Source organism: Vallitalea sp., assembly GCF_025211055.1.
Taxonomy (GTDB): Bacteria; Bacillota; Clostridia; order Lachnospirales; family Vallitaleaceae; genus Vallitalea.
Genome location: NZ_JAOARO010000068.1, coordinates 1 through 22,458 on the forward strand (window position 1 = coordinate 1; position 22,458 = coordinate 22,458).

The 22,458-nt window shown below is 30.0% G+C and carries 21 protein-coding genes and 1 other annotated feature; all 21 genes read left to right on the forward strand.

The window, feature by feature from the left end:
- Nucleotides 1-581: 581 nt before the first annotated feature.
- The 21 genes from N4A55_RS09605 (at nucleotide 582) to N4A55_RS17055 (ending at nucleotide 22,200) form a co-directional block, all read left to right on the forward strand.
- Complete coding sequence (locus tag N4A55_RS09605) at nucleotides 582-1,163, forward strand: Mg2+ and Co2+ transporter CorB (RefSeq protein ID WP_293755533.1); 582 nt, start codon at nucleotides 582-584, stop codon at nucleotides 1,161-1,163.
- 29 nt (nucleotides 1,164-1,192) lie between these two features.
- Entirely contained in the window at nucleotides 1,193-3,064 is a 1,872-nt protein-coding gene (dxs, locus tag N4A55_RS09610) for a 1-deoxy-D-xylulose-5-phosphate synthase (RefSeq protein WP_293755536.1), read from the forward strand.
- Between the two features lie 47 nt (nucleotides 3,065-3,111).
- A complete protein-coding gene (locus N4A55_RS09615) occupies nucleotides 3,112-3,924 on the forward strand; it encodes a TlyA family RNA methyltransferase (protein WP_293755538.1) in 813 nt (270 codons plus the stop codon).
- A gap of 92 nt (nucleotides 3,925-4,016) precedes the next feature.
- Nucleotides 4,017-4,877 carry an NAD(+)/NADH kinase gene (locus N4A55_RS09620; RefSeq protein ID WP_293755541.1) on the forward strand — a complete coding sequence of 287 codons (861 nt, stop codon included), beginning with the start codon at nucleotides 4,017-4,019 and terminating at the stop codon, nucleotides 4,875-4,877.
- Nucleotides 4,878-4,941: 64 nt separating this feature from the next.
- The gene (gene argR / locus N4A55_RS09625) at nucleotides 4,942-5,400 is read left to right on the forward strand and encodes an arginine repressor (RefSeq protein WP_293755544.1); all 459 of its coding nucleotides are present in this window, start codon (nucleotides 4,942-4,944) and stop codon (nucleotides 5,398-5,400) included.
- 53 nt (nucleotides 5,401-5,453) lie between these two features.
- Entirely contained in the window at nucleotides 5,454-7,151 is a 1,698-nt protein-coding gene (gene recN / locus N4A55_RS09630) for a DNA repair protein RecN (protein ID WP_293755547.1), read from the forward strand.
- A gap of 254 nt (nucleotides 7,152-7,405) precedes the next feature.
- Entirely contained in the window at nucleotides 7,406-8,689 is a 1,284-nt protein-coding gene (spoIVB, locus tag N4A55_RS09635) for a SpoIVB peptidase (RefSeq protein ID WP_293755549.1), read from the forward strand.
- Nucleotides 8,690-8,881: 192 nt separating this feature from the next.
- Nucleotides 8,882-9,682 carry a sporulation transcription factor Spo0A gene (spo0A, locus tag N4A55_RS09640; RefSeq protein WP_293755551.1) on the forward strand — a complete coding sequence of 267 codons (801 nt, stop codon included), beginning with the start codon at nucleotides 8,882-8,884 and terminating at the stop codon, nucleotides 9,680-9,682.
- Nucleotides 9,683-9,942: 260 nt separating this feature from the next.
- On the forward strand, nucleotides 9,943-10,089 hold the full coding sequence (locus tag N4A55_RS09645) for a hypothetical protein (protein ID WP_293755553.1): 147 nt from the start codon (nucleotides 9,943-9,945) through the stop codon (nucleotides 10,087-10,089).
- A gap of 121 nt (nucleotides 10,090-10,210) precedes the next feature.
- On the forward strand, nucleotides 10,211-10,774 hold the full coding sequence (locus tag N4A55_RS09650; RefSeq protein ID WP_293755555.1) for a TetR/AcrR family transcriptional regulator: 564 nt from the start codon (nucleotides 10,211-10,213) through the stop codon (nucleotides 10,772-10,774).
- Nucleotides 10,775-11,025: 251 nt separating this feature from the next.
- Entirely contained in the window at nucleotides 11,026-12,396 is a 1,371-nt protein-coding gene (locus N4A55_RS09655; protein WP_293755558.1) for a radical SAM protein, read from the forward strand.
- An 80-nt stretch (nucleotides 12,397-12,476) separates the two neighbouring features.
- Nucleotides 12,477-13,181, forward strand: coding sequence for a TVP38/TMEM64 family protein (locus N4A55_RS09660; protein ID WP_293755560.1), 705 nt, complete (start codon nucleotides 12,477-12,479; stop codon nucleotides 13,179-13,181).
- A gap of 189 nt (nucleotides 13,182-13,370) precedes the next feature.
- Nucleotides 13,371-14,459, forward strand: coding sequence for a GGDEF domain-containing protein (locus tag N4A55_RS09665; protein ID WP_293755562.1), 1,089 nt, complete (start codon nucleotides 13,371-13,373; stop codon nucleotides 14,457-14,459).
- A 213-nt stretch (nucleotides 14,460-14,672) separates the two neighbouring features.
- Entirely contained in the window at nucleotides 14,673-15,116 is a 444-nt protein-coding gene (locus tag N4A55_RS09670) for a hypothetical protein (RefSeq protein ID WP_293755564.1), read from the forward strand.
- A 28-nt stretch (nucleotides 15,117-15,144) separates the two neighbouring features.
- Nucleotides 15,145-16,107, forward strand: coding sequence for a hypothetical protein (locus N4A55_RS09675; RefSeq protein ID WP_293755567.1), 963 nt, complete (start codon nucleotides 15,145-15,147; stop codon nucleotides 16,105-16,107).
- Between the two features lie 78 nt (nucleotides 16,108-16,185).
- Entirely contained in the window at nucleotides 16,186-16,806 is a 621-nt protein-coding gene (locus N4A55_RS09680) for a histidine phosphatase family protein (RefSeq protein WP_293755570.1), read from the forward strand.
- Between the two features lie 125 nt (nucleotides 16,807-16,931).
- A complete protein-coding gene (locus tag N4A55_RS09685) occupies nucleotides 16,932-18,581 on the forward strand; it encodes an amidase family protein (RefSeq protein ID WP_293755573.1) in 1,650 nt (549 codons plus the stop codon).
- A 360-nt stretch (nucleotides 18,582-18,941) separates the two neighbouring features.
- Nucleotides 18,942-19,424 (forward strand): hypothetical protein, encoded by a 483-nt coding sequence (locus tag N4A55_RS09690; RefSeq protein ID WP_273319363.1) that lies wholly within the window; start codon nucleotides 18,942-18,944, stop codon nucleotides 19,422-19,424.
- A gap of 18 nt (nucleotides 19,425-19,442) precedes the next feature.
- Nucleotides 19,443-20,624, forward strand: coding sequence for an iron-containing alcohol dehydrogenase (locus N4A55_RS09695; protein ID WP_293755577.1), 1,182 nt, complete (start codon nucleotides 19,443-19,445; stop codon nucleotides 20,622-20,624).
- A 134-nt stretch (nucleotides 20,625-20,758) separates the two neighbouring features.
- Nucleotides 20,759-21,685: a homoserine O-acetyltransferase MetA gene (gene metA / locus N4A55_RS09700; protein WP_293755580.1), complete on the forward strand. Its 927-nt coding sequence runs from the start codon at nucleotides 20,759-20,761 to the stop codon at nucleotides 21,683-21,685.
- Nucleotides 21,686-21,743: 58 nt separating this feature from the next.
- Nucleotides 21,744-21,990: a binding site (T-box leader), on the forward strand.
- Between the two features lie 81 nt (nucleotides 21,991-22,071).
- A complete protein-coding gene (locus N4A55_RS17055; RefSeq protein ID WP_443083830.1) occupies nucleotides 22,072-22,200 on the forward strand; it encodes a hypothetical protein in 129 nt (42 codons plus the stop codon).
- The last annotated feature ends 258 nt before the right edge of the window (nucleotides 22,201-22,458 follow it).

A 22,458-nucleotide genomic window follows, 5' to 3' on the forward strand; every position in this document is an offset into this window, starting at 1 on the left:
AAGTTCCTGGTGTTGGCTGGTGACGCCCAGTCGCGGGCTTATGCTGGGAGTTAAGACATAAGGGCGATCCACAATGGCATGTGGGCGTGGACCCTTTTGTCGTGGAGACCTGCGTATGTGGAAACTGTTAGATACAGTTATCTACGGCGTGGGAGTAAACCTGTCATGCGGCGAAAGCTGTGGACAGAGTAGCCTGCCTTGCGTGAAATAAAGGGAATAGTAATTTAAGAGCAAAACTTTTGGCCAAAAGTGGAGCAGATATTGTTACTTGAAACTTCTTTTCGCTAAAGAGGCTAGGGATTAAATGGTATCACTGAGGAAAACTCCTAGGCTGTTCATTTTTTGAAGCTTATTTAGGATTACAGTGTGGTTGTAAGGTGATCTAGCGCTACTTATGGTGACATAGTAGGAATTAATTTAATGGGGAACCACTTTTTTGGCGACAAAAAAGTATTAATTCGGGAAAACCTGCTGGACTATAAGCCGCAAAATTTACTAAATTTGCTATCTTTAGTATTAATTCATGTTAATACTAAATTACATAATAAAATATTTCATAAGAAAAATCGAGGTATAATAATTTGAGTAAAAATAAAACTAAAGTAAAGTTTAGGAGTTTATATACACATAAAAAAATAAATACTTTTTGGATTGGAATAATAACAATCATTACGTTAATAACAGCCATACTACTTGGATATATTGCACTAGTACTTATGGACAATGTAAGCCTATACGGTGCTATTTTTATTGTATTAATAATAGTATTGTTAGGTATATTTTTTGATTTGCTAGGTATTGCGGTTACTGCAGCAGAAGAAACACCGTTTCATTCAATGGCTGCAAGTAAGGTAAGAGGGTCTAAAGAAAGTATAACTATTATTAGGAATGCTGGAGCTGTGGCTAATTTCTTTAATGATGTAATTGGAGATATATCTGGTATTATATCAGGACTAGCCACTGGAGTCATTGTTCTCAAATTAGTAGCTAAATTTTCCATACAAGATACTATCATTAATGTACTTCTTACTGGAGTGATTGCTGCTATTACAGTAGGGGGTAAAGCTATAGGAAAAGAAATTGCACTAAGGCACTCTAACTTGATAGTTTATAAATTAGGTGTAATTTATAGCCTGTTCAGGAAGCAAAACAAGAACAAATAAATTAAAGATAAGTAAAGGTGTTGAAAATAGTGAACGAAATATTAGATGGGATTAGTAGTCCTAGTGATATTAAAGCTTTAGAAATCGACCAATTGAACATACTAGCAAAAGAACTTAGAGAATATCTGATAAAAGTTGTAAGTAATACAGGCGGGCACTTAAGTTCTAATTTAGGAGTCGTAGAATTAACATTAGCACTTCATTATTGCTTTAATTCACCATATGATAAATTAATATGGGATGTAGGGCATCAGACTTATATCCATAAAATGATTACTGGTAGAAAAGAAGAGATTAAGACTGTTAGAAAATTACAAGGATTAAGTGGATTCCCAAAAAGAGCAGAAAGTGAACATGATATATTTGAAACAGGGCATAGCTCAACATCAATATCAGCGGCACTTGGTTTTGCAAAAGCGAGAGAATTGTTGAATGAGAATAATTATGTGATACCTATAATAGGTGATGGGTCTATGACAGGTGGAATGGCTTTTGAAGCATTAAATAATGCTGGGAGACTAGGATCTAATTTTATTGTGATACTCAATGATAATCAAATGTCAATATCCAGAAACGTAGGTGGGTTATCATCTTATTTAGATACAATAAGAACAGGTACAGTATATAAAGAAATGAAAGAAGAAGTTGAAAAAGCACTTACTAAAATTCCTAGAATAGGTAAGGAAGTTGTTAAAGTCATAAGAGATGTCAAATCTTCAATCAAACAGTTGGTTATACCTGGAATGCTATTTGAAGAATTAGGATTTACTTATCTAGGTCCAATAGATGGACATAACATATCTGCATTAATAAAAACACTCAATCAAGCTAAAAGACTAAATGAGCCCGTGCTCATACATGTTAACACAGTTAAAGGCAAAGGATATAAACCAGCAGAATTAAATCCTACCAAATATCATGGAACTAAACCATTCTATATAAAAAATGGCAGACCTAAGAATATACCTTGTACAGATACGTATTCAAAAGTACTAGGTGATACACTTATTAACATAGTAGATAATAAGAAGAAAGGTATAGTAGCAATATCAGCTGCGATGCCAGAAGGTACAGGGCTTAATAAATTCGCAAAAAAATATCCTGATAAATTTATTGATGTTGGGATAGCTGAACAACATGCAGTAACTTATGCAGCAGGACTTGCGGCTAGTGGCATTAAACCTGTAGTAGCTTTATACTCATCATTTTTACAGAGAGCGTATGATCAGATTATACATGATGTCTGTATGCAGCGCCTACCAGTAGTATTTGCAATTGATAGAGCAGGTTTGGTAGGTGAGGATGGTGAAACACATCAAGGTATATTTGACATATCATTTTTGAACCATATGCCAAATATGACAGTAATGGCTCCCAAAAATAAAAGTGAATTACAATCTATGATTAAATTTGCTGTAGACTATGAAGCACCTATAGCCATAAGATACCCTAAGGGTAAAGCCTCAAATCAATTAAAAGAATATAGTGAAGAAATAACTTATGGAAAAAGTCAGATCATTAAAAGAGGCAGTAAGATAGCTATTATCGGTGTTGGAACCTTAACACAGACAGCATATAACGTTTCTACTATGTTAGAAGAGAATAATATTATAAGCACACTGATTAATGCTAGGTTTGTAAAACCTATTGATAAAGCTTTAATTGAAGAGATTGCAAATAACCATGATTATATATTCACTATTGAGGAAAATGTTATTTCTGGTGGATATGGGAATAATGTTGTGAAATTTATATCTGATACCCAAGTTAATGCAAAAGTTGTATGTATAGGTATAGAAGATGAATTTATACAACATGGTAAAAGGGATGAATTAATTAAATTATGTAGATTAGACGAAGAAAGTATATATAATAGAATTATGACATACGTAAATAAGTAAGATATATACACTAAGAATTTGTTTTAACGGAAGGAATGTATATAATTATGGCGCAAAAAGAAAGACTAGATATATTACTATTCAATAAGGGTCTTGCTGATTCAAGAGAAAAAGCAAAATCGATTATTATGACTGGAAATGTTTTCGTAAATGGTGAAAGAGAAGATAAACCAGGTACCAAATTTGATATTAAGTCAGAGATAATTGTGAAGAAGAACCCTAATCCATATGTAAGTCGTGGAGGATTAAAATTAGATAAAGCTGTAAAAGACTTTGGCTTGAAATTAGAAAACAAAATATGTGCTGATGTGGGAGCTTCTACAGGTGGATTCACTGATTGTATGCTACAAAATGGTGCCAAGAAAGTATATTCCATTGATGTTGGATATGGACAATTCGCTTGGAAATTAAGACAGGATGAACGAGTTGTATGCATGGAAAAAACTAATGTTCGTTATGTTACAAAAGATATGTTAGATGACGAAGTTGATTTTGTCTCCATCGATGTTTCTTTTATATCTCTAACAAAGGTATTAGAACCTGTTAAAAAATTGATGAGTAAAGATAGTGAGATGGTTTGTCTTATAAAACCACAATTTGAAGCTGGAAGAGAGAAAGTTGGTAAAAAGGGTGTTGTAAGAGATAGAGCTGTTCACGAAGAAGTTATCATAAAAATTATAAAACATGTTTTGACAATAGATTTTTCTATAATAGACTTGAGTTTTTCACCAATAAAAGGTCCTGAAGGAAATATAGAGTATTTGCTTTACTTGACTAATAAAGGGCAATTAACTATGGATGACAAAGAAATTATTAGTATTGTAAAAACAGTAGTTGATAAAGCTCACGAAAAATTATAAAATATAAATGTGCCATTATTTAGGAAATGAACATGATATTCTAATAGAATTCTGTAAAATAAGTATTTCCTGAATTATAGAAGGATGGTTTTATGAATAAATTTGTAATAATACCTAATCTAACTAAGGATAAAAAACTAGAAACAACAAAGTTAATTGTTGATTGGTTAGAAAAAAATGACTGTATAATATGTTTACCAGCACAAATAGCTAATTATATCAATAAGCAACAATATAGCTGTTCGGAAAGTAATATATATAATAATGCTGATTGTGCTATTGTATTAGGAGGAGATGGAACGATTCTTAATGCAGCAAGAAATTTACTAAAATATGATTTGCCTATACTTGGTGTTAATCTAGGTAATCTAGGTTTCCTGGCTGAAGTAGAAAAAAAAGATGCACTTAGTACTTTATCAAAGATCATTAAAGGTGATTACTATGTCCAAAGAAGAATGATGTTGGATGTAAAAAGATTAATTAATGATAAAGAAGATTTAATTGGAGTTGCATTAAATGACATTGTAATAGCTAGAACGTCTATATCTAGAATGATGAAATACAGTATTTATGTTAATGATGGACATGTTAACAATTATTCTGCAGACGGTATAATAGTTTCCACACCTACAGGTTCTACAGCATATAATTTGTCTGCTGGAGGTCCTATATTGGACCCAAAGAATGAAATGATGGTTATAACACCTATATGCCCTCATACATTGATGTCTAGAAGTATTGTACTTTCAAAAAACGATGTAGTTAAAATATCACTAGAAAATAACAGAAAGAGTTGGAATGAAGATACTATGATTACTATTGATGGTCAAGAGAGTATTAACATAGACCAAAAAGATAAAATCGTAATATCTAACTCTTATAAAAGTGCTAAACTAATTACATGTAATAAAAATGGATTTTATACGATTCTAAGGAAGAAATTGGGTAATTAATTATATTGAACTTATTGAAATGGCTGTTATAGATGTTTAAGTCAATATATATAGGAGGGAAAAGATGAAAATTGAACGCCAAACTAAGATTCTTCAATTAATTAATCATTATGATATTGAGACTCAGGAAGATTTAGCAAGTAGACTTATCGAGGAAGGGTTTATAGTAACTCAAGCAACTATATCAAGAGATATCAGAGAATTAAGGTTGACTAAGATTGCTACATTAGATGGAAAGCAGAAATACGTTGTATTAAATAATAAAGAGACCAAATTAAATGAAAAATTCATAAGAGTATTCAAAGATGGTTTTTCATCTATGGACCGAGCAGGTAACATTATTGTTTTGAAGACATTAGTTGGTATGGCTATGGCTGTGGCTGCTGCTATTGATGCACTTAGTTTTGATGATATAGTGGGATGTATAGCTGGTGATGATACTATTTTCTGTGCAGTAAGAACAGAAAACGATGCAATTAGAATTATGGAAAAAATGAATAAATTGGTTAATAATAACCTATAGATTCAATTGGATATGATACTATTATACTTTCTATCAAGTAGGAGGAAATTAATATGTTATTACACCTTCATGTAAAAAATTATGCGTTAATTGATGAAATCAACGTAGATTTTAACGATAACCTAAATATATTAACTGGTGAAACAGGAGCAGGAAAATCTATTATTATTGGTTCTATTAATGCTGTTCTTGGAGGGAAAGTTAGTAAGGACATGATAAGGACAGGTTGCGAAAGTGCTATAATTGAACTACTGTTCTATGTTGATAATAATGTTGTTTTAAGTAAATTACATGAATATGATATTAGCATGGATAATAATAAAGAACTCCTTATAACTAGGAAAATAAATATTAATGGTAGAAGTGTGTTTAGAATGAACGGACAAGTTGTTACTACATCCATAGTGAAGGATATTTCAACTAAGCTAATTGACATTCATGGTCAACATGAACATCAATCTTTACTAAATAAAAAGAATTATCTATCCTTATTAGATACTTTTTGTGGTGTGGATGTATTAGAATTAAAAGATAAACTTAGAGAAAAGTATACATATTATATGGAGCTCAGTAGTAAAATAGATCATTTTATGCTTGATGAACACACTAGAAAAAAAGAAATATCTTTTTTAGAATATGAAATAAATGAGATAATATCAGCTAATCTGATAATTGGTGAAGATAAGAAACTCAAAGAAGAATACACTTTACTCTCAAATGGTAAAAAGATTATTAAGTCTATGTCAGAAATACATACTTATGTTAATGGAGACAGTACCAATATCACTGGTGCAATAGACCATATAGGGCAAGCAGTAAAGCTACTGTCTGGAATAAAGACACTAGATAAAAATATAATGAACATGGAAGAACAAATCTCCAATATTGAAATTATGTTAAGTGATTTTAATAGAGATATAAACGACTATATAAGTAGTTTTGAGCTAGATGAATCAAGATATTTTGAGATTGAAGATAGAATAGACTTAATTAATAATTTAAAAATGAAATATGGAGATACTATAGAAGAGGTATTAAATTATAAAGAAGAAAAAGAAAAATATCTAGAAGAATTAATCAATCATGAAGAACACTTGAATCAAATAAATGAAGAAATAAATAATCTAAAAAATGAAATCGAAGTTTACTGTGGCGACTTAACAAGAATTAGAAAAGAAAAAGCTGTACATATCAGTAAATTGATTATAAATGCATTAAGGCACATTAATCTGTTGAATACTAATTTTGTAATAGAAGTCAACAGAGCCAACAAATTTAATGCAAATGGATGGGATGATATTGAGTTTTTAATTTCTACAAATGTAGGAGAACCATTGAAATCACTTAGTAAAGTAGCCTCAGGAGGAGAGTTATCAAGGATTATGCTGGCTATCAAATCAGTTCTAGCTGGTAGTGATGATATTGAATCATTGATTTTTGATGAAATTGATACTGGTATTAGTGGAAAAACTGCAGGACTGGTTGCAGAAAAACTGGTTCAGATTTCAAAAGAACATCAAGTCATCTGTATTACTCATTTGGCTCAAATAGCTGCTATGGGAGATGCTCACTTCATTATCCAAAAGAAAGTGAAAGACAATATCACACATACTTTAATAAATAAATTAAATAAAAAAAGCTCAATTAATGAACTAGCAAGATTACTTGGTGGTATAAAAATAACTGATGCTGTTATTGCAAATGCAAAAGAAATGAAGGACTACGCAGAAGAAGTTAAAAAAAACTCATAATTATTCATAACCTAATCAAGAATCTAATTCTTGATTTTTTCATATTTATTGGTTGTTTACAATGATATTTATATTTGAATAATGATTATTATGGATAGAAAAATTCTGGTTTATTTGTATAGTCAATAATTTCATATATTGATTCTATTTACTAGCATAATAAGATTTGCCTAAGGGAATTTTAATAGTACACAAATAATGAGAAGTGAGAAGTATTAAAAATCCCAAAAGAATAGTAAATAGGATGTGAAATAATGAGAAGCAAAGGATACAGATTTAGAATTTTTCTGTTTTTTAGTCTATTAGTCATTTTAGTAATTAACGTTGGATCAGATCTAATTATTAGCAGGTATTTACCAGGTGAAATCAAAATTTTAGTTAACGAAGAACGTGACTTCCTATTTAATGTTCCATTAGACGCTAAAATAAATGGAAACCTAGAAGGCGTTGTAATGGTTAATCAGGAACCTGTCAAAGATAATCTTGTACTCAATCTACAAAAATCTTTTACAATTAAACCTAGAAAAACAGGTGTTATTGATGTAGAACTAAAATTATTTGGTATATTGCCAATAAAAAAAGTAAAAGTTGATGTAATAGATAAAAAAAGGGTTGTTCCAGTAGGTAAAACCATAGGTGTTACAGTATATACAGATGGAATTTTAGTACTTGGAACTGGTTTGGTGTATGGTGAAGATGGAAAAAAGTATAATCCCGCAAAAGGAAAACTATATACTGGTGATTATATTAAAGCAGTAAATGGAAAACAAATATCAAGAAAAAAAGAATTAATAGAGATTGTAAAGAAAAATCAAGGTGAATCTATAGAATTAGATGTCATAAGAAATGATATAAAACAAAAAATTAACATTACTCCTGTTAGAACTATAGAAAATAATCAATATAAAATCGGAGTTTGGGTTCGAGATGATACTCAAGGAATTGGAACAATGACATATATGGATTTGGATAAAAAAACTTTCGGGGCATTAGGACATGGTATAACAGATGTTGACACAAAGCAGCTTATAGATATTGAGACTGGGGAAATCGTTAATACAATGATTACAACAATTAAAAAAGGCGAAAATGGAGTGCCTGGAGAGATATCTGGAATCATAGTTGGTGGTGAAGGAAATCGCTTAGGTGAAATAAAGAAGAATACATCTCATGGTATTTTTGGAGAAGCATCTAATGAAGGAATAGACCAAGTTCTAGATAATGATATAATTCCCATAGGTTTTAGATATGATGTACATGAGGGAAAAGCCTTTATTCGAAGTGATGTTAGCGGCAGATTAAAAGATTATGAGATATTAATTAAAAAGATTTATCTAGGTGATGAATCTAATAAAGGTATGATTATTGAAGTTGTTGATGAAGATTTGATAAAAACAACAAATGGAATCATTCAAGGGATGAGTGGAAGTCCTATTATTCAAGATAATAAATTAATAGGTGCAGTTACACATGTTTTTGTCCAAGATTCAAAAAAAGGGTATGGTGTTTTTATTGAAAATATGTTAATTGAGGAGTAATATATATAGGGAATATGTATCTTGAGCATGTCGAATCTTGCGAATATTATTTATTGAATTAATATATAGATAGTATTATAATTATATCATGTCATATGGTAACGTATTCTCTATATAAATGAATAAACAGGATATCATAAGATAATAATATGGAACGTAATATCGTTTCAAGGAAGAGAAGGGGGAAAAAGGTTGAGCGATACAATCAAAGTATTGATTTCAGATGATAGCATAAAAATGTGTACTATTTTATCTGAATATTTAAATGCAAAAGAAGATATCACTGTAGTTGGAGTTGCTAATAATGGTGAGGATGCATGTAAGCAAATAAAGGAAAAAGAACCTGATGTTGTTTTACTTGACATTATTATGCCACAACTAGACGGGCTGGGAGTATTAGAGAGAATGTACGAAGATAAAGACATTAAGAAAGTTCCTATGTTTATTATGTTGACAGCAGTAGGGCAAGAAAAAATAACATCTAGTGCACTTAATCTGGGAGCGGAATATTATATAATGAAACCTTTTGATAATGAGACAATCGTTAAAAGAATAAGACAATTAAAAGGTAAGATGCAGTTAATTAAACGGGATAGAAGAAATGATTTTGTTTCTGAAACTGAAAAAGCTTATTCAGCAAGAAGTCTAGAAGCTGAAGTAACTAATATAATTCATGAAATTGGAGTTCCAGCACACATTAAAGGTTATCAATATCTTAGAGATGCTATAATAATGGCTATTAATGATATGGACATACTTAATTCCATAACTAAATTACTATATCCATCTATAGCAAAGAAATTCAATACAACACCTAGCAGAGTTGAGAGGGCTATCAGACATGCAATAGAAGTGGCATGGGGAAGAGGTAAGATGGATACTATTGATAAATTATTTGGATACACAATAAATCATGGTAAAGGTAAACCAACTAATTCGGAATTTATTGCTTTAATTGCTGACAAGTTAAGATTAGAGCTTAGAGTAGGATAAATTCACTATTAATATAATGTATATAATTTTTATTCAAGGATATAATAAATATTGTAAAGTTAATGATTTAATTTCACTATCTTTACGCTGACTTATAAGTGAGGTGTTAGAGCCAATGTACATTTAATAGAAGTTATTAATGTAACTGTTTTAGATGTAATGAGGTAATCAGCATTTATAAGTATTAAAGCTAGTAATTGTAAAAGATTACTAGCTTTTTAATACCACAATAATACTATTTGGAAATATGGAGGGCTATAATGGCTAAAGAAAAAGTAAAAGACAAAGGTGGAACTCTTGGTGGACTATCTAAAAGTCATAACAATAATAGGAGTGTAAATGGGAAAATTAAAAATTCTAAGGATACCACAAGTTGTGATTCAGATAATTTGAGTCATAAAGATTAAATTATTTGATATTTTTTGGTATTATTATTGACACTAATGACTATAATAGTATATAATTGTTTTAGTCATAAGTGTCATTAATAATTACTACATAGTTTTAGGTCAAAGAAAGGAAATGATTATGCCTAAAATAGTTGATGCAGAAGCTATAAGAATAGAGATAATAAAAAAAGCATTTAATGTTTTTGTTAAGAAAGGCTATTACAAATCAAGCATGATGGATATTACCAAGAGCTGTAATATGAAGCGAACAACAATTTATCACTATTTTAAAAATAAGGATGAGATATTTGAACATACTATATTATATGTTATAGAAACTCTTGAGAATGATATTATAGATATTTCTAAAGATGATGAGATGACTTTAATAAAAAAAAAATATCTAACTAATAAATGGGATAATGAATTTAACAATAATAATATTCTATTACTGCTTGTTGAAATGTGGTTTGCCATAAAAAGAGAAGAAGGAGAATTATTTGATAGAATCAAAAATAGAATAATATTAATGAACAAATCTATCAATAAAATTGTTGTGCAAAAAGCAAAATATATGGTTAATTCTAAGAGAGATAAAAAGCAGTTAATTGAATACTCAATGATAATGTCTATGCTTAATCAGATTACCAGTGAAAAAGAGTTTTTGAGCGAAAGTATAATATCTGTTATATCATCTTTTTAAGTAGTTTCATATGTTTAGGAATAATTTATACAAAGCATTATTATATATAAGCTTATTTAAATAATTTAACCTTGTTGTTAAAAGGGAGTAGCTTCAAAGTTATAAAGTCAACAACCGCGGTATGTAATACCTGGCTTTATAGTCCTGTAATGGAAAGCAAGACTTTTATGACAAAATGTAGATAACTAATCTGCAATTGTCATAAAAGTCTTTTTAAATTATATAAGATAAATATAAAGGAGGTCATTTTTATGAAATCACCAAAATCATTTTTTAGTAAGGTAGCAATAAAAGAAGGTATAAAATATTTAGAAAAAGATCCTATAACTAATTTTCCAAAGCTTATTGATTGGGCAGGTAAGATTCCTATGTTACCAACCCAAAGGCATCAATATGAGGCAATAATTGATATATGGCAAGATAAAAACTCTATATGGCACGATTTTATAGAAAGAATATTGACTAAGATACATCCCAATATTAGAAAGACACTTTTAATGAATTTTTCTATCAATGCTGGAATAGAAGGACTAAAGCTTATTAATGAGAACAAAGAGAAATATGACTGTAACATACCATGGGCGATTTTAATGGATCCAACTTCTTCATGTAATCTAAAATGTATTGGCTGCTGGGCTGCAGAATATAAGAAAAATGATTCATTAGACTATGATACCTTGAGTAATATAATAAAACAAGGTAAAGAACTAGGTACATATATGTATATTTACTCTGGTGGCGAACCTATGGTTAGACGAGATGATATAATAAAACTTGCAAGAGAACATAATGATTGTGTATTCTTGGCATTTACTAACGGTACTCTTTTTGATGAAGACTACGCAAAAAGACTTCAGGATGTCGGGAATGTTACATTTGCTATAAGTATCGAGGGTTATGAAGAACAAACAGATATGAGAAGAGGAAAAGGTACATATCAGAAAGTAATCAAAGGAATGGATATATTAAGGGAGCATGGTATTCCTTTTGGATTTTCTTCATGTTATCATAATAAAAATGAAGAGATAGTATCTTCTGAAGAATACATAGATTTTATGATTGAAAAAGGTTGTTATTTTGGATGGATATTTACTTATATGCCATTAGGAAAAGATGCAGTACTTGACCTATTAGCAACAGCTGAACAAAGAAAAGATATGTACTATAAAGTACGTGAATATAGAAAAACAAAACCAATATTTACTATGGACTTTTGGAATGATGGAGAATATGTTAATGGATGTATTGCTGGAGGAAGAAATTATCTTCATATCAATGCAAATGGTGATGTTGAACCTTGCGCATTCATTCATTATTCAAGTGCTAACATCAAAGATGTAAGCCTATTAGATGCATTAAAGCAACCTTTATTCAGACAGTATAGAAAACATCAACCTTTCAATGATAATATGCTTAGACCTTGTCCATTACTTGATAATCCAGAAATGCTTAAAAAAATGGTACATGATTCAGGAGCTCTTTCAACACAGCCAATGGATAGAGAGGATGTAGACGACCTTACAACTAAAACCAAAGAAGTTGCAGAAAAATGGGCACCCGTAGCAGAAGAACTTTGGCAAGAATCACATAGATGTATTAATTGTAAAGCTGCTAACCAATAATTTAATAAAAGCTATATAATGGGACATAATACTTTGCAATAAAGGATTATAGTTTTTAATCATTTTGGGAGGATGGCACTTTGAAACGAGACAGGCGAATCAATGCATTATTACTTTTTTTGAAATTATTTTCCATTTTTAATGTTGTGCTTATTGCTATTATTATAAGCCACTATTGGGGAAAAATTACACCAGAAGATATTTTTAATTATGTTCCTGATAATTACTTATTAGCTGCTATTACTATTATAGGGTTATTTTTGATTAAATCACTTAGCGTGGTATTACCTTTGATGGCTCTTTACATTAGTTCAGGAATGATATTTTCGCCGTTGTGGGGTATTATTGTTAATCTGATTGGATTGTTTATTAGTTTGACAATACCTTATTTGTTAGGTAGATTTTGTGGAAAGGGTTTATTAGATAGATTATTAGTGAAATATAAAAACATAGAGAAGCTTAAGACAATTAAGAGTAAGAATGAATGGTTTTTATCATATATATTGCGTATGATTGGTATTCTACCAGGAGATATAGTTAGTATGTCACTAGGAGCTATGAATATTAATTATAATAAATATATAGTGGGTTCAATAGTGGGATTATTGCCTAGAATGGTAGTAGCTACATGTCTAGGTTCAACCATAACAGATCCTACCTCACCAGTATTTATACTGTCGTGCGTAATTACGGTTGTGTTAACTGGAGGGTCAATGTTCTTGCATCAGAGATTTATGAAAAAAGAAGATGGTAGAAATAATGCTAAAGTAATAACCAGATTATAATTAGCCAAAAAAGGAGTTTAACTTAATAAGATAATTAAGTTTGCTTCTTTTTTTTTACCTAATATTACTTAAGTACAAAAATTCTCTTTATGATATTTAATTATTATGTTAATATTAAGAGTAATGAGTACTAAGAAAATGGTATATTCCAAACATCTTTTGGCAAGTAACGAGTATTGGGGGAATATGATGCAAGATAATTATTATAATGAGGAAAAACTATTATTTGATAACGAAGTAAAAGTAAACTATGGTATAGCAAAAGTTCTATTCTATATTGCTATAACAGTTATTCCATTAGTGATAGTTCTACAGTTACTTGGAGTGTTCATATATTACATGGTTGATGCAATAATGGCAATAGTAACTGCTTTTATTCTTTTAATTATGCCTAGAATACTAACAATAGTACATGTACATAAAAAGAAGTGGTTTAAGTATATACTATTGATTTTAGTTGTAATGATATTACCATTAATTTATTTAGAATATGATTATATGGTATTGATTTTATGGATATTTCCACTATTGATAAGCTGTATGTATTTTTCTAATAAGTTTAATACCATTACGGTAATTTTTGATGTTGTTGTGTTAGGTTTTACAAGTTACTATAGATCCTATCAAAGATTACAAAACAATTTGATTTCTAAGCGTATCGGAGGATTGTTCAAAGATTTCATTATAAGCTATATAACTTATGCAATGCTAGTCATAATATCATATGTTATAATATTTTTATTAACTAAGAAAACCAATGAGTTATTACAGGATGCTATAAAAAAGAAGGAATTTGAAATTCTTTCAATAACTGATTCAATGACGGGAATGTATAATCATAGATACTTAATGAGTGAATTAGAAAAGAATCAAGAACAATTTCATAATGAGAATATTCCATTTGCTGCTGTTCTTTTTGATGTGGATCATTTTAAAAGTATCAATGATACATACGGTCATGTTGAAGGTGATTGTGCATTGCAGGCAATAGTTAAATGTCTACAGAAAATAGTAAGACAAGATGATGTAATAGGTAGGTACGGCGGAGAAGAATTTTTGGTTATCCTATCTAACACTACAGTTAATGAAGCATATATGATAGCTGAAAAATGCAGACAAGCAGTATCTAGATTAAAGATAGAAAATATTGATAGATATATTACAATAAGTGGTGGTGTGGCTGAGTATAATGGGGAAGACATAAGAGATTATATTAGGAGTATGGATGAGAAGATGTATGATGCTAAGAACAATGGAAGAAATATAATAATAGCATAGACTTTAATAAGCTAAAAGAAAAAGTGAGTATTATATAATGTAAAACACTAGTGTTATGTCGATTCATTAGTGTTTTTTTATATATAAAAAATGTTTTATAAATTGTTAACTTTAGTAATTAATGATATAATGTTATAGGTCTTATTTGTCTCATTAGATAGTAAGATTATTAATAATATACTATAATGATAAGATATATAATAGGAGATAAAGATGAAGTTTAACAAAAAATTATTAAATATACCAATTGTTTTAATGATAGTCATTGCAGTACTTTGCTTATTGAATGTTCCGTCAAGAATTAATATGCTGAATGGAATTTCAGGTGCAGAAAAAATAGGTATAATTAATATAAACTATAATACTGAACAACAAAAAAATGAATATGGTGAAGAGATTTTTGTTACAGATAAACAGGAATTATTTAATATCATCAATACCATCAATAACGGTAAAATCGATACAGAAGCTACTCCAGACAGGGGTGGGGCAAATTATGAATTAAGATTTTATAAGGATGGTAAAAGTACTAAAGCAGATTATTGGCAGAATGAAAAATATAATCTAAGTGTTGAAGGGGTTGAGGGAGAAATAATTGTTGATAAAAAGTTGGAACAGATTATAGAAAGAATAATTCAAGAAAATAGTAATGAGTAAGTTGGTTTTGTTATGGAGGTAAGTTTAAATGAAAAGAACAACTACAATAATTGGTTTATTATTCGCTATTATGCTGATGACATCAAATGTTTTTGCTGGGAATACTGAAACACTACAAAATAATTTTGAAGAGAGTGAGGATATATATATTGAACTAAGTGAACCTATTCTTTCAAAAGCTCGACAATATGTAGACGGACTTATGAATGCTCATTTCGACCAGGTATTTGCTTATTCTAATGAGGGATTTATGTTGTGTTTATATGAAACTCTTTATGAAGATTCGGATAAATACTTAAATGAAGGCAAAGTTGTTAGTAGTGAAGGTGAACAGATTCCATTTTGGGATCCACATCAGGAGAGAATGCTTAGAATTGATAGGTTAGTTAAAGATGGTTATATAATGGAAGATGAGCTTACTATAGAAATAGATAGAAAAGTGATAGCTTCAATACTTTATCGTATTTATAAAGATAAAATACCCTTCAAAGGTTCTGTTGATTATCCAGATACGGAAGATATAGCTCTTAGATGGGCAGGTGAAGTTGGATTACCAACGTTTGCAGTTAATACAGGATTGAAGATTAATCCTGAGGATTCTATTAAGAGTGATGAAAATTTTAGCCTTTTATACTATCCAAATGATTATCTGAAAATCATTACTTATGCGTACTTAATGTTTCCTAATCCTTATTCTGGTAATTATGTGGACTTAGAATTTATTAAGGAAGATGTTAAGGATATAAAAGCTGAAAAAGTTAAGGAATTAATCACGTTGACAAGGAAAGAAGTAATGAAACCCAGATTAGGAGATTTTCCACGTGATGTGTTGAATAATGAGAATATAGGAACTAGAGTTGATTCTTATCAAAAAACTAAGTCACATGAAACTCTCAAGAAATTATATCAAATTCTAAAGGACAGTTTTAATCTATTTGAATATCAAGATAATATTGGTTACTTACGCTACAAATTTAGTGTATGTAAATAAATCAAATATATTATCTTATGAAAAATTGTTCTTAGTATCTATTTATAAATTAGCATGTAATAATATTTGGAGGAAAAAATGACAAGATTATACTTAACAAGACATGGAGAAACCGAATGGAATCTTATTAAAAAAGTTCAAGGCAGTAGAGATTCCAATTTAACACAAAAAGGCATTATACAAGCAACAAAACTAGGTAAATATCTAGAGAACACTGATATTGATGTGATTTATTCAAGTTCCAGTGGTAGAGCCTATAATACTGCAAAAATAATAGCTGGTAATAGGAATATAGAAGTAATTAAGATGGATGGCTTGAAGGAAATGAACTTGGGTATCTGGGAAGGTAAAACTTTTGAAGTGATAAAAGAAGACAATGAAGAGATGTATGATACTTTTTGGAACAAGCCTCACTTAGTAAAAGAGTTTCCAGGAGAAAGCTTCAGTGAATTTGAAAAAAGGGTTGTAGGAACAGTATTGGATATCGCTGAGAGCAATAAAGGGAAAGATATTTTAATAGTTGCTCATGCTCTAGTACTAAAAGTTGTTATGAGCTTTTTTGAGAATAGACCATTGGAAAAATTGTTTGAGGATCATTTCATGTATTCAACTTGTCTTAATGAAGTTGAGATACTAGATGGTGAGTATAAAATAGTAAAATATAATCAAACAGATCATTATGATATTGAAGTTGGTTAAGTAAGTTTTATAATTATAAAAAGCATTTTGGAGATAATAATAAGTATATATGTTGAATAAATAATTGCAATAGAGACAGTGATTATTCAGCTATTCAACTAATAGCTTATACCAAGGAGGTTACTATGAAATCGTTAAGAACAATTTTGACAGTAGTATTTAGTTTCGCTGTAGTTGCAGCTGTTATTCTATATACACAAATCAAGAAAATAGCTAGTTCAAATAATCAATCAAAAAAACAAGTAGATAAACAAGAAAAAGATATAAAGACAACAGCAAAAAGACCTCTTGATTTTTCAGCATTTGAATCGGATCTTAATAAATTAGGAGACCAAAGATACAAAGAGATTGAAAAATCATTGATTGAATCAGATATTAAATCTATACAAAAAAGTATTGAATCAGGAAATCTAACTTATGAAGAACTTGTATTATTTTATATAAAAAGAATTAAGGAAATTGATAATAACAGATTAAATACAGTTTTACAACTAAATCCAGATGCTGTAGTAGTAGCCAGAGAAATGGATGAAAAGAAAAATAATGGTGAAAAACTTAGTGATTTGCATGGTATTCCAGTCCTTCTAAAAGATAATATTGGAACAGGAGATAAACTTACTAATACTGCTGGTGCCAAAGTATTAGAAGATTCTTCATGTGATAGAGATGCTTATATTGTTAAGAAACTAAGAGAGGCAGGAGCTATAATATTAGGAAAGACTAATCTAAGTGAATGGGCTAATTTTATGAGTATTGATTCATCTAATGGTTATTCTGCACTTGGAGGACAAACCCATAATCCTTATGGTAATTATGATGTTGGAGGGTCTAGTTCTGGTTCAGGAGCAGGAGTTTCTGCTAATTTTGCTCCATTAGCTATTGGTACAGAGACAGCCGGATCAATTATATCTCCTTCTAGTCAAAATAGTGTAGTAGGAATCAAACCTACAGTAGGTCTTTGGAGTAGAGATAGAATTATCCCTCTTGCTATTGATTTGGATACAGCAGGACCTATTGCGAGAACTGTTGAAGATGCAGCTATGTTACTAGGCGAATTAGTTGGTGAAGATGAGAATGACATTGTTACTTCTGATGTACCTGAAAAAGAAGATTATACAACATACTTAGATAAAAATGGTTTACAAGGTATGAGTATTGGAATAGTAACTAACAAAGAAGTGACTTCTAGTTATCGTAATGATGATAGTGATATTATCAATAAAATTAAGGAAGAATTAATTAATCTAGGTGCTGATGTAAAAAATGTTGAATTGGACGATAAAGCTTTTAGGATAGATGAACATGTAGATATGATGGCTTATGAATATAAAACAGGAGTAGAAGAATATCTGAATGCCATAGGTGACAATGCTCCAGTCAAGACTATAAAAGAAATAACAGGTTTTAACAAAAGAGATTTAGACAGCAGAGCATATTATGGACAATACTTTATTGAAAAAGCAAGGGATATCAATATTACAGAGGATGAAAATACAAAAATTTTGTCCCATAATAGATCAAATACTGGTTCTGCAATAGATGAAGCACTAGAAAATGACAAAGTTGACGTTTTAATCTCTCTTAATAATTATTTATCAGGGATTTACCCTATAGCAGGTTATCCTGCAATCACAGTACCAGCAGGATATAGAGATTCTGGTGAGCCTATAGGTTTAACAATAACCAGTACTAAATTTAGTGAAGGTCTATTAATAAAAGCGGCATATGCTTATGAACAAGGTACTAAGCATAGAATACAGCCTAATATTAAATAGAAATTTGATAAACGTTATTTACGAGGATAGACTGTGTTATCAAATCCAAGTGAAGATAATGAAAAGAGAATCTTTGTCAAAATTATAGTAATAGACGAACTAGTTTACTTATATTTATACTATTATTCATCGTATTACCTTTACTTATTGTATGGTTGATTGACATTTTAACCATTATATGGTAATCTTAAGAGGGATAGACGTCCGAACATATTACTTAATAAAAATCGCATATTAATATACTTATTAAACATATATTTGAAATAAAACCTAACTTTTTTCAACTATATGTTTTTTTATTCTATTGTAAATTTCTTATATTTGAGTATTATTTAATTTCATTAAAACTTAATTAGGGAGGTGGTTTGGATTAAAAAGATTATTATTTGGTTTATAGCTAAGATAATAGGAAGAGGGTTACAAGCAACAGTCAGAATGGATTACAATGCCCGTGAAGAAATCATTAAATGGAAAGATGGTTATACAATTGTAATCGACACTTATAAGAATGGACCTAAAATCTGTTTTGTCAAGCAGGGAAACAGTTTATTAAAAAAGAAATATCAGGATGATATGAAAACTGATATTAGAATAATCTTCAAATATACCAATATAGTATATGAAATATTTACAGGACAGATTGGGCTTGACAAGGCATATGCCCAGAATAGAATGATCGTGAAGGGAGATATATTTCAAACACTAAAAATAGTTAGAATGTTTTATATATGTGAATGTTATTTGTTTCCAAAATTCATTTGGAAAAAGATTATTACCGAGAAACCTAAATTGACTTCTAATACATTTAACATATATATGGCTACAATATTCGGGTTAAAATAAGGAAGGAGGAGAGACAATATGAATTCAGAGTATTTTGAATATCAAAACCGTGGGAAACTACTTTCAGGGAAAAATGCTATTGATCATATAGCTTATGAACTTAATAATATGATGTGTAAGAAACCGCTTATTATTACTGATAAGATGCTAGTTAAATTTGGTCATGTAAATATATTATTGAAAGCGTTAAAAGAAGGGGATATAGATAAGCCACTTATATATGATGATGTACCAGCTGACTCTAGTGTTGAAGTGTGTAATGCTATTGCTAGTATATATAGAGATAATGAATGTGATTGCTTAATAGCATTAGGAGGAGGTTCGGTTCTAGATACTTCCAAAGGAGTTAATTTAACACTATCGTCGGGAGCAGATAATTTATTAGATATAATGGGACTTGGGATTATACAAAGAAAAACTGTACCGTCGATTATGATACCAACTACTTCAGGAACAGGTTCAGAAGCAACTTTAGTAGCAGTAATAGCTGATAAATTACAAAATGTAAAAATGGAATTTATCTCATATAATTTAGTACCAGATGTAGCTATATTAGACCCAAGAATGACATTGACACTACCACCAAAATTAACAGCGGCAACTGGATTTGATGCTTTAGTTCATGCTATTGAGGCTTATACATGTAAACAAAAGAATCCAATCAGTGATGTATTTGCTATAAGAGCTATAAAATTCATATGCGACTATCTAATAAAAGGAGTGGTGGATGGTAAAGATGAAGATGCTAGACTTGCTTTAGCTAACGCATCATATATGGCTGGTACAGCTTTTTCTAATTCTATGGTGGGTATTGTTCATGCTATTGGTCATGCACTTGGTGGAGTTTGTCATGTGCCTCATGGATATGCAATGTCTATTTTACTTCCTTACTGTATGGAATATAATTATGATGCTGTTGGAAATTTATATGGGGAACTTCTACATCATTTTATAGGGATAGAAGAAGCAGCTGTAATCCCAAGAAGTGAACGTGGGATAAGATGCATTGAAGAAATCAGAGAAATGTTGAATAAGTTAAATGAAGTAAGTGGATTACCCATTCGCCTTAGAGATGTAAAAGTTTCAAAAGATGACTTTAAGAAAATAGTTGAAAATGCCATCAATGATGGAGCAGCTATAGTTAATTATAGAAATGTAAGTAAAGAAGCTGTTCTTGCCATATTAAATAAAGCTTATTAGGTTATTTCCATAATTTTATTTGGTTGTCTATTTCACCTTTTGTTTTTTACTGCATTGTAGTATAATAATGAATTAACAAATGATTTATATTAATTATTAATAATTATTTACTATAAATAGAAAAGGTGATTAAAATGCCAATTAAAGTTGATAATAACTTACCAGCAAAACAAGTTCTAAAGCAAGAAAATATATTTGTAATGGATGAAGATAGAGCTATGCGACAAGATATACGTCCTTTACAGATTGCTATACTTAATTTGATGCCATTAAAACAGGCTACAGAGACTCAGCTATTACGTTTACTCAGTAACACACCTTTACAGGTTGAGATTACGCTATTGCATCCTGAGTCATATGAGTCTAAAAATACATCTAAGGAACATTTATTAAGTTTTTATACAATATTTAAGGAGATAAGACATAGGAAATTTGATGGTATGATAATAACAGGAGCACCTGTAGAACATATGGATTATGAACAAGTTGGATATTGGGATGAGTTAAAAGAGATTATGGAATGGACTAAAACTAATGTTACATCAACTTTTCACATATGTTGGGGAGCACAAGCAGGATTATATTATCATTATGGAGTCAATAAACATATGCTTTCTAATAAAATGTTTGGTATATTTGAACATAATGTGTTAAAGCCTAACTATAAATTATTACGAGGTTTCAATGATAGTTTTTTTGTTCCCCATTCAAGACATACAGGAATTAATAGAGAGGATATCATTAATAATCCTGAACTAGAACTTTTATCAGAATCCAATGAGGCAGGAGTATATATTGTTATGTCCAAGGATGCTAAACAGATATTTGTTACTGGACATTCAGAATACGATCCTCTTACTTTAAAACAAGAATATTTTAGAGATAAGGAAAAAGGTATGGACGTGAAGTTACCTAAGAACTATTTTCCTTACGATGATGAAAATCAGTATCCTAAGGTATCTTGGAGAGCACATGCTCATCTTATATATTCAAACTGGTTGAATTATTATGTATATCAGCAAACACCATACCTTATGGATGAAATTGGTGAGGAAAGCTAGGTTTTACGGGAATTATATTTGATAAAAATGATATGTAGTGATAAAATTAAAATAAAAAATAAAGGCGAAGAAGAGAAGGAGTAAATATACTTGTATTATTAAGAGAGAAGATGGGTACTGCGAATCTTCACAATCAATATATTGAAGTAGTCTCAGAGCCTTGAACCGAAATAATAGTAGGCTTCAACGGAAATCCACCGTTATCATAGGATAGAGTATCGGTAATATAAGTTGCCTGTACTTGATGAGTGTAGAGATTATCTCTGAATTTAGGTGGTACCACGGATTAAGAATTCGCCCTAAGCTATTAAAGCTTAGGGTTTTTTAATGCAATCTTATAAGATGAAAATGGAGTAGTTAATATATCACCTAGAAAATAAAGTGAAATATTAGGTGTTAGTAAATCTTCTGTAAGTAGGAGTCTTAGAAAACTTGAAGATAATGGTGAAATTTACATAAGGAGTAGATATACAAGTGATGGTTGCAGATTGGTAAATGAGTATATAGTGAGATGAAGTGGTTAAGGAGGTTTTGTTTGTCTTAGTACTTGGATATGTTAGTTATTGTGATATTAAGACTAGATTAATACTCGAAAAAGTTCATATTATGATTATTTTGCTAGGACTTATTAATATTGATTGAATACCTTCAATTTTATGATTAGTGTTAGTGCCATTACCTTTTTTGGGGGTGGGGTATTTATTAATTATGGTAAATTATTAATGTATATATTATGTTTATAGAAAAATATATAAGTTGAAAGTAAAAAAGGA

What these genes read in the sequence shown, in the direction of transcription:
- N4A55_RS09620 (WP_293755541.1), top strand. Translation starts at nt 4,017, where the DNA reads ATGAATAAATTTGTAATAATACCTAATCTAACTAAGGATAAAAAACTA.
- N4A55_RS09615 (WP_293755538.1), top strand. Translation starts at nt 3,112, where the DNA reads ATGGCGCAAAAAGAAAGACTAGATATATTACTATTCAATAAGGGTCTT.
- N4A55_RS09685 (WP_293755573.1), top strand. Translation starts at nt 16,932, where the DNA reads ATGAAATCGTTAAGAACAATTTTGACAGTAGTATTTAGTTTCGCTGTA.
- N4A55_RS09650 (WP_293755555.1), top strand. Translation starts at nt 10,211, where the DNA reads ATGCCTAAAATAGTTGATGCAGAAGCTATAAGAATAGAGATAATAAAA.
- N4A55_RS09645 (WP_293755553.1), top strand. Translation starts at nt 9,943, where the DNA reads ATGGCTAAAGAAAAAGTAAAAGACAAAGGTGGAACTCTTGGTGGACTA.
- spoIVB (WP_293755549.1), top strand. Translation starts at nt 7,406, where the DNA reads ATGAGAAGCAAAGGATACAGATTTAGAATTTTTCTGTTTTTTAGTCTA.
- N4A55_RS09655 (WP_293755558.1), top strand. Translation starts at nt 11,026, where the DNA reads ATGAAATCACCAAAATCATTTTTTAGTAAGGTAGCAATAAAAGAAGGT.
- N4A55_RS09670 (WP_293755564.1), top strand. Translation starts at nt 14,673, where the DNA reads ATGAAGTTTAACAAAAAATTATTAAATATACCAATTGTTTTAATGATA.
- argR (WP_293755544.1), top strand. Translation starts at nt 4,942, where the DNA reads ATGAAAATTGAACGCCAAACTAAGATTCTTCAATTAATTAATCATTAT.
- N4A55_RS09675 (WP_293755567.1), top strand. Translation starts at nt 15,145, where the DNA reads ATGAAAAGAACAACTACAATAATTGGTTTATTATTCGCTATTATGCTG.
- metA (WP_293755580.1), top strand. Translation starts at nt 20,759, where the DNA reads ATGCCAATTAAAGTTGATAATAACTTACCAGCAAAACAAGTTCTAAAG.
- N4A55_RS09695 (WP_293755577.1), top strand. Translation starts at nt 19,443, where the DNA reads ATGAATTCAGAGTATTTTGAATATCAAAACCGTGGGAAACTACTTTCA.
- N4A55_RS09665 (WP_293755562.1), top strand. Translation starts at nt 13,371, where the DNA reads ATGCAAGATAATTATTATAATGAGGAAAAACTATTATTTGATAACGAA.
- recN (WP_293755547.1), top strand. Translation starts at nt 5,454, where the DNA reads ATGTTATTACACCTTCATGTAAAAAATTATGCGTTAATTGATGAAATC.
- N4A55_RS09680 (WP_293755570.1), top strand. Translation starts at nt 16,186, where the DNA reads ATGACAAGATTATACTTAACAAGACATGGAGAAACCGAATGGAATCTT.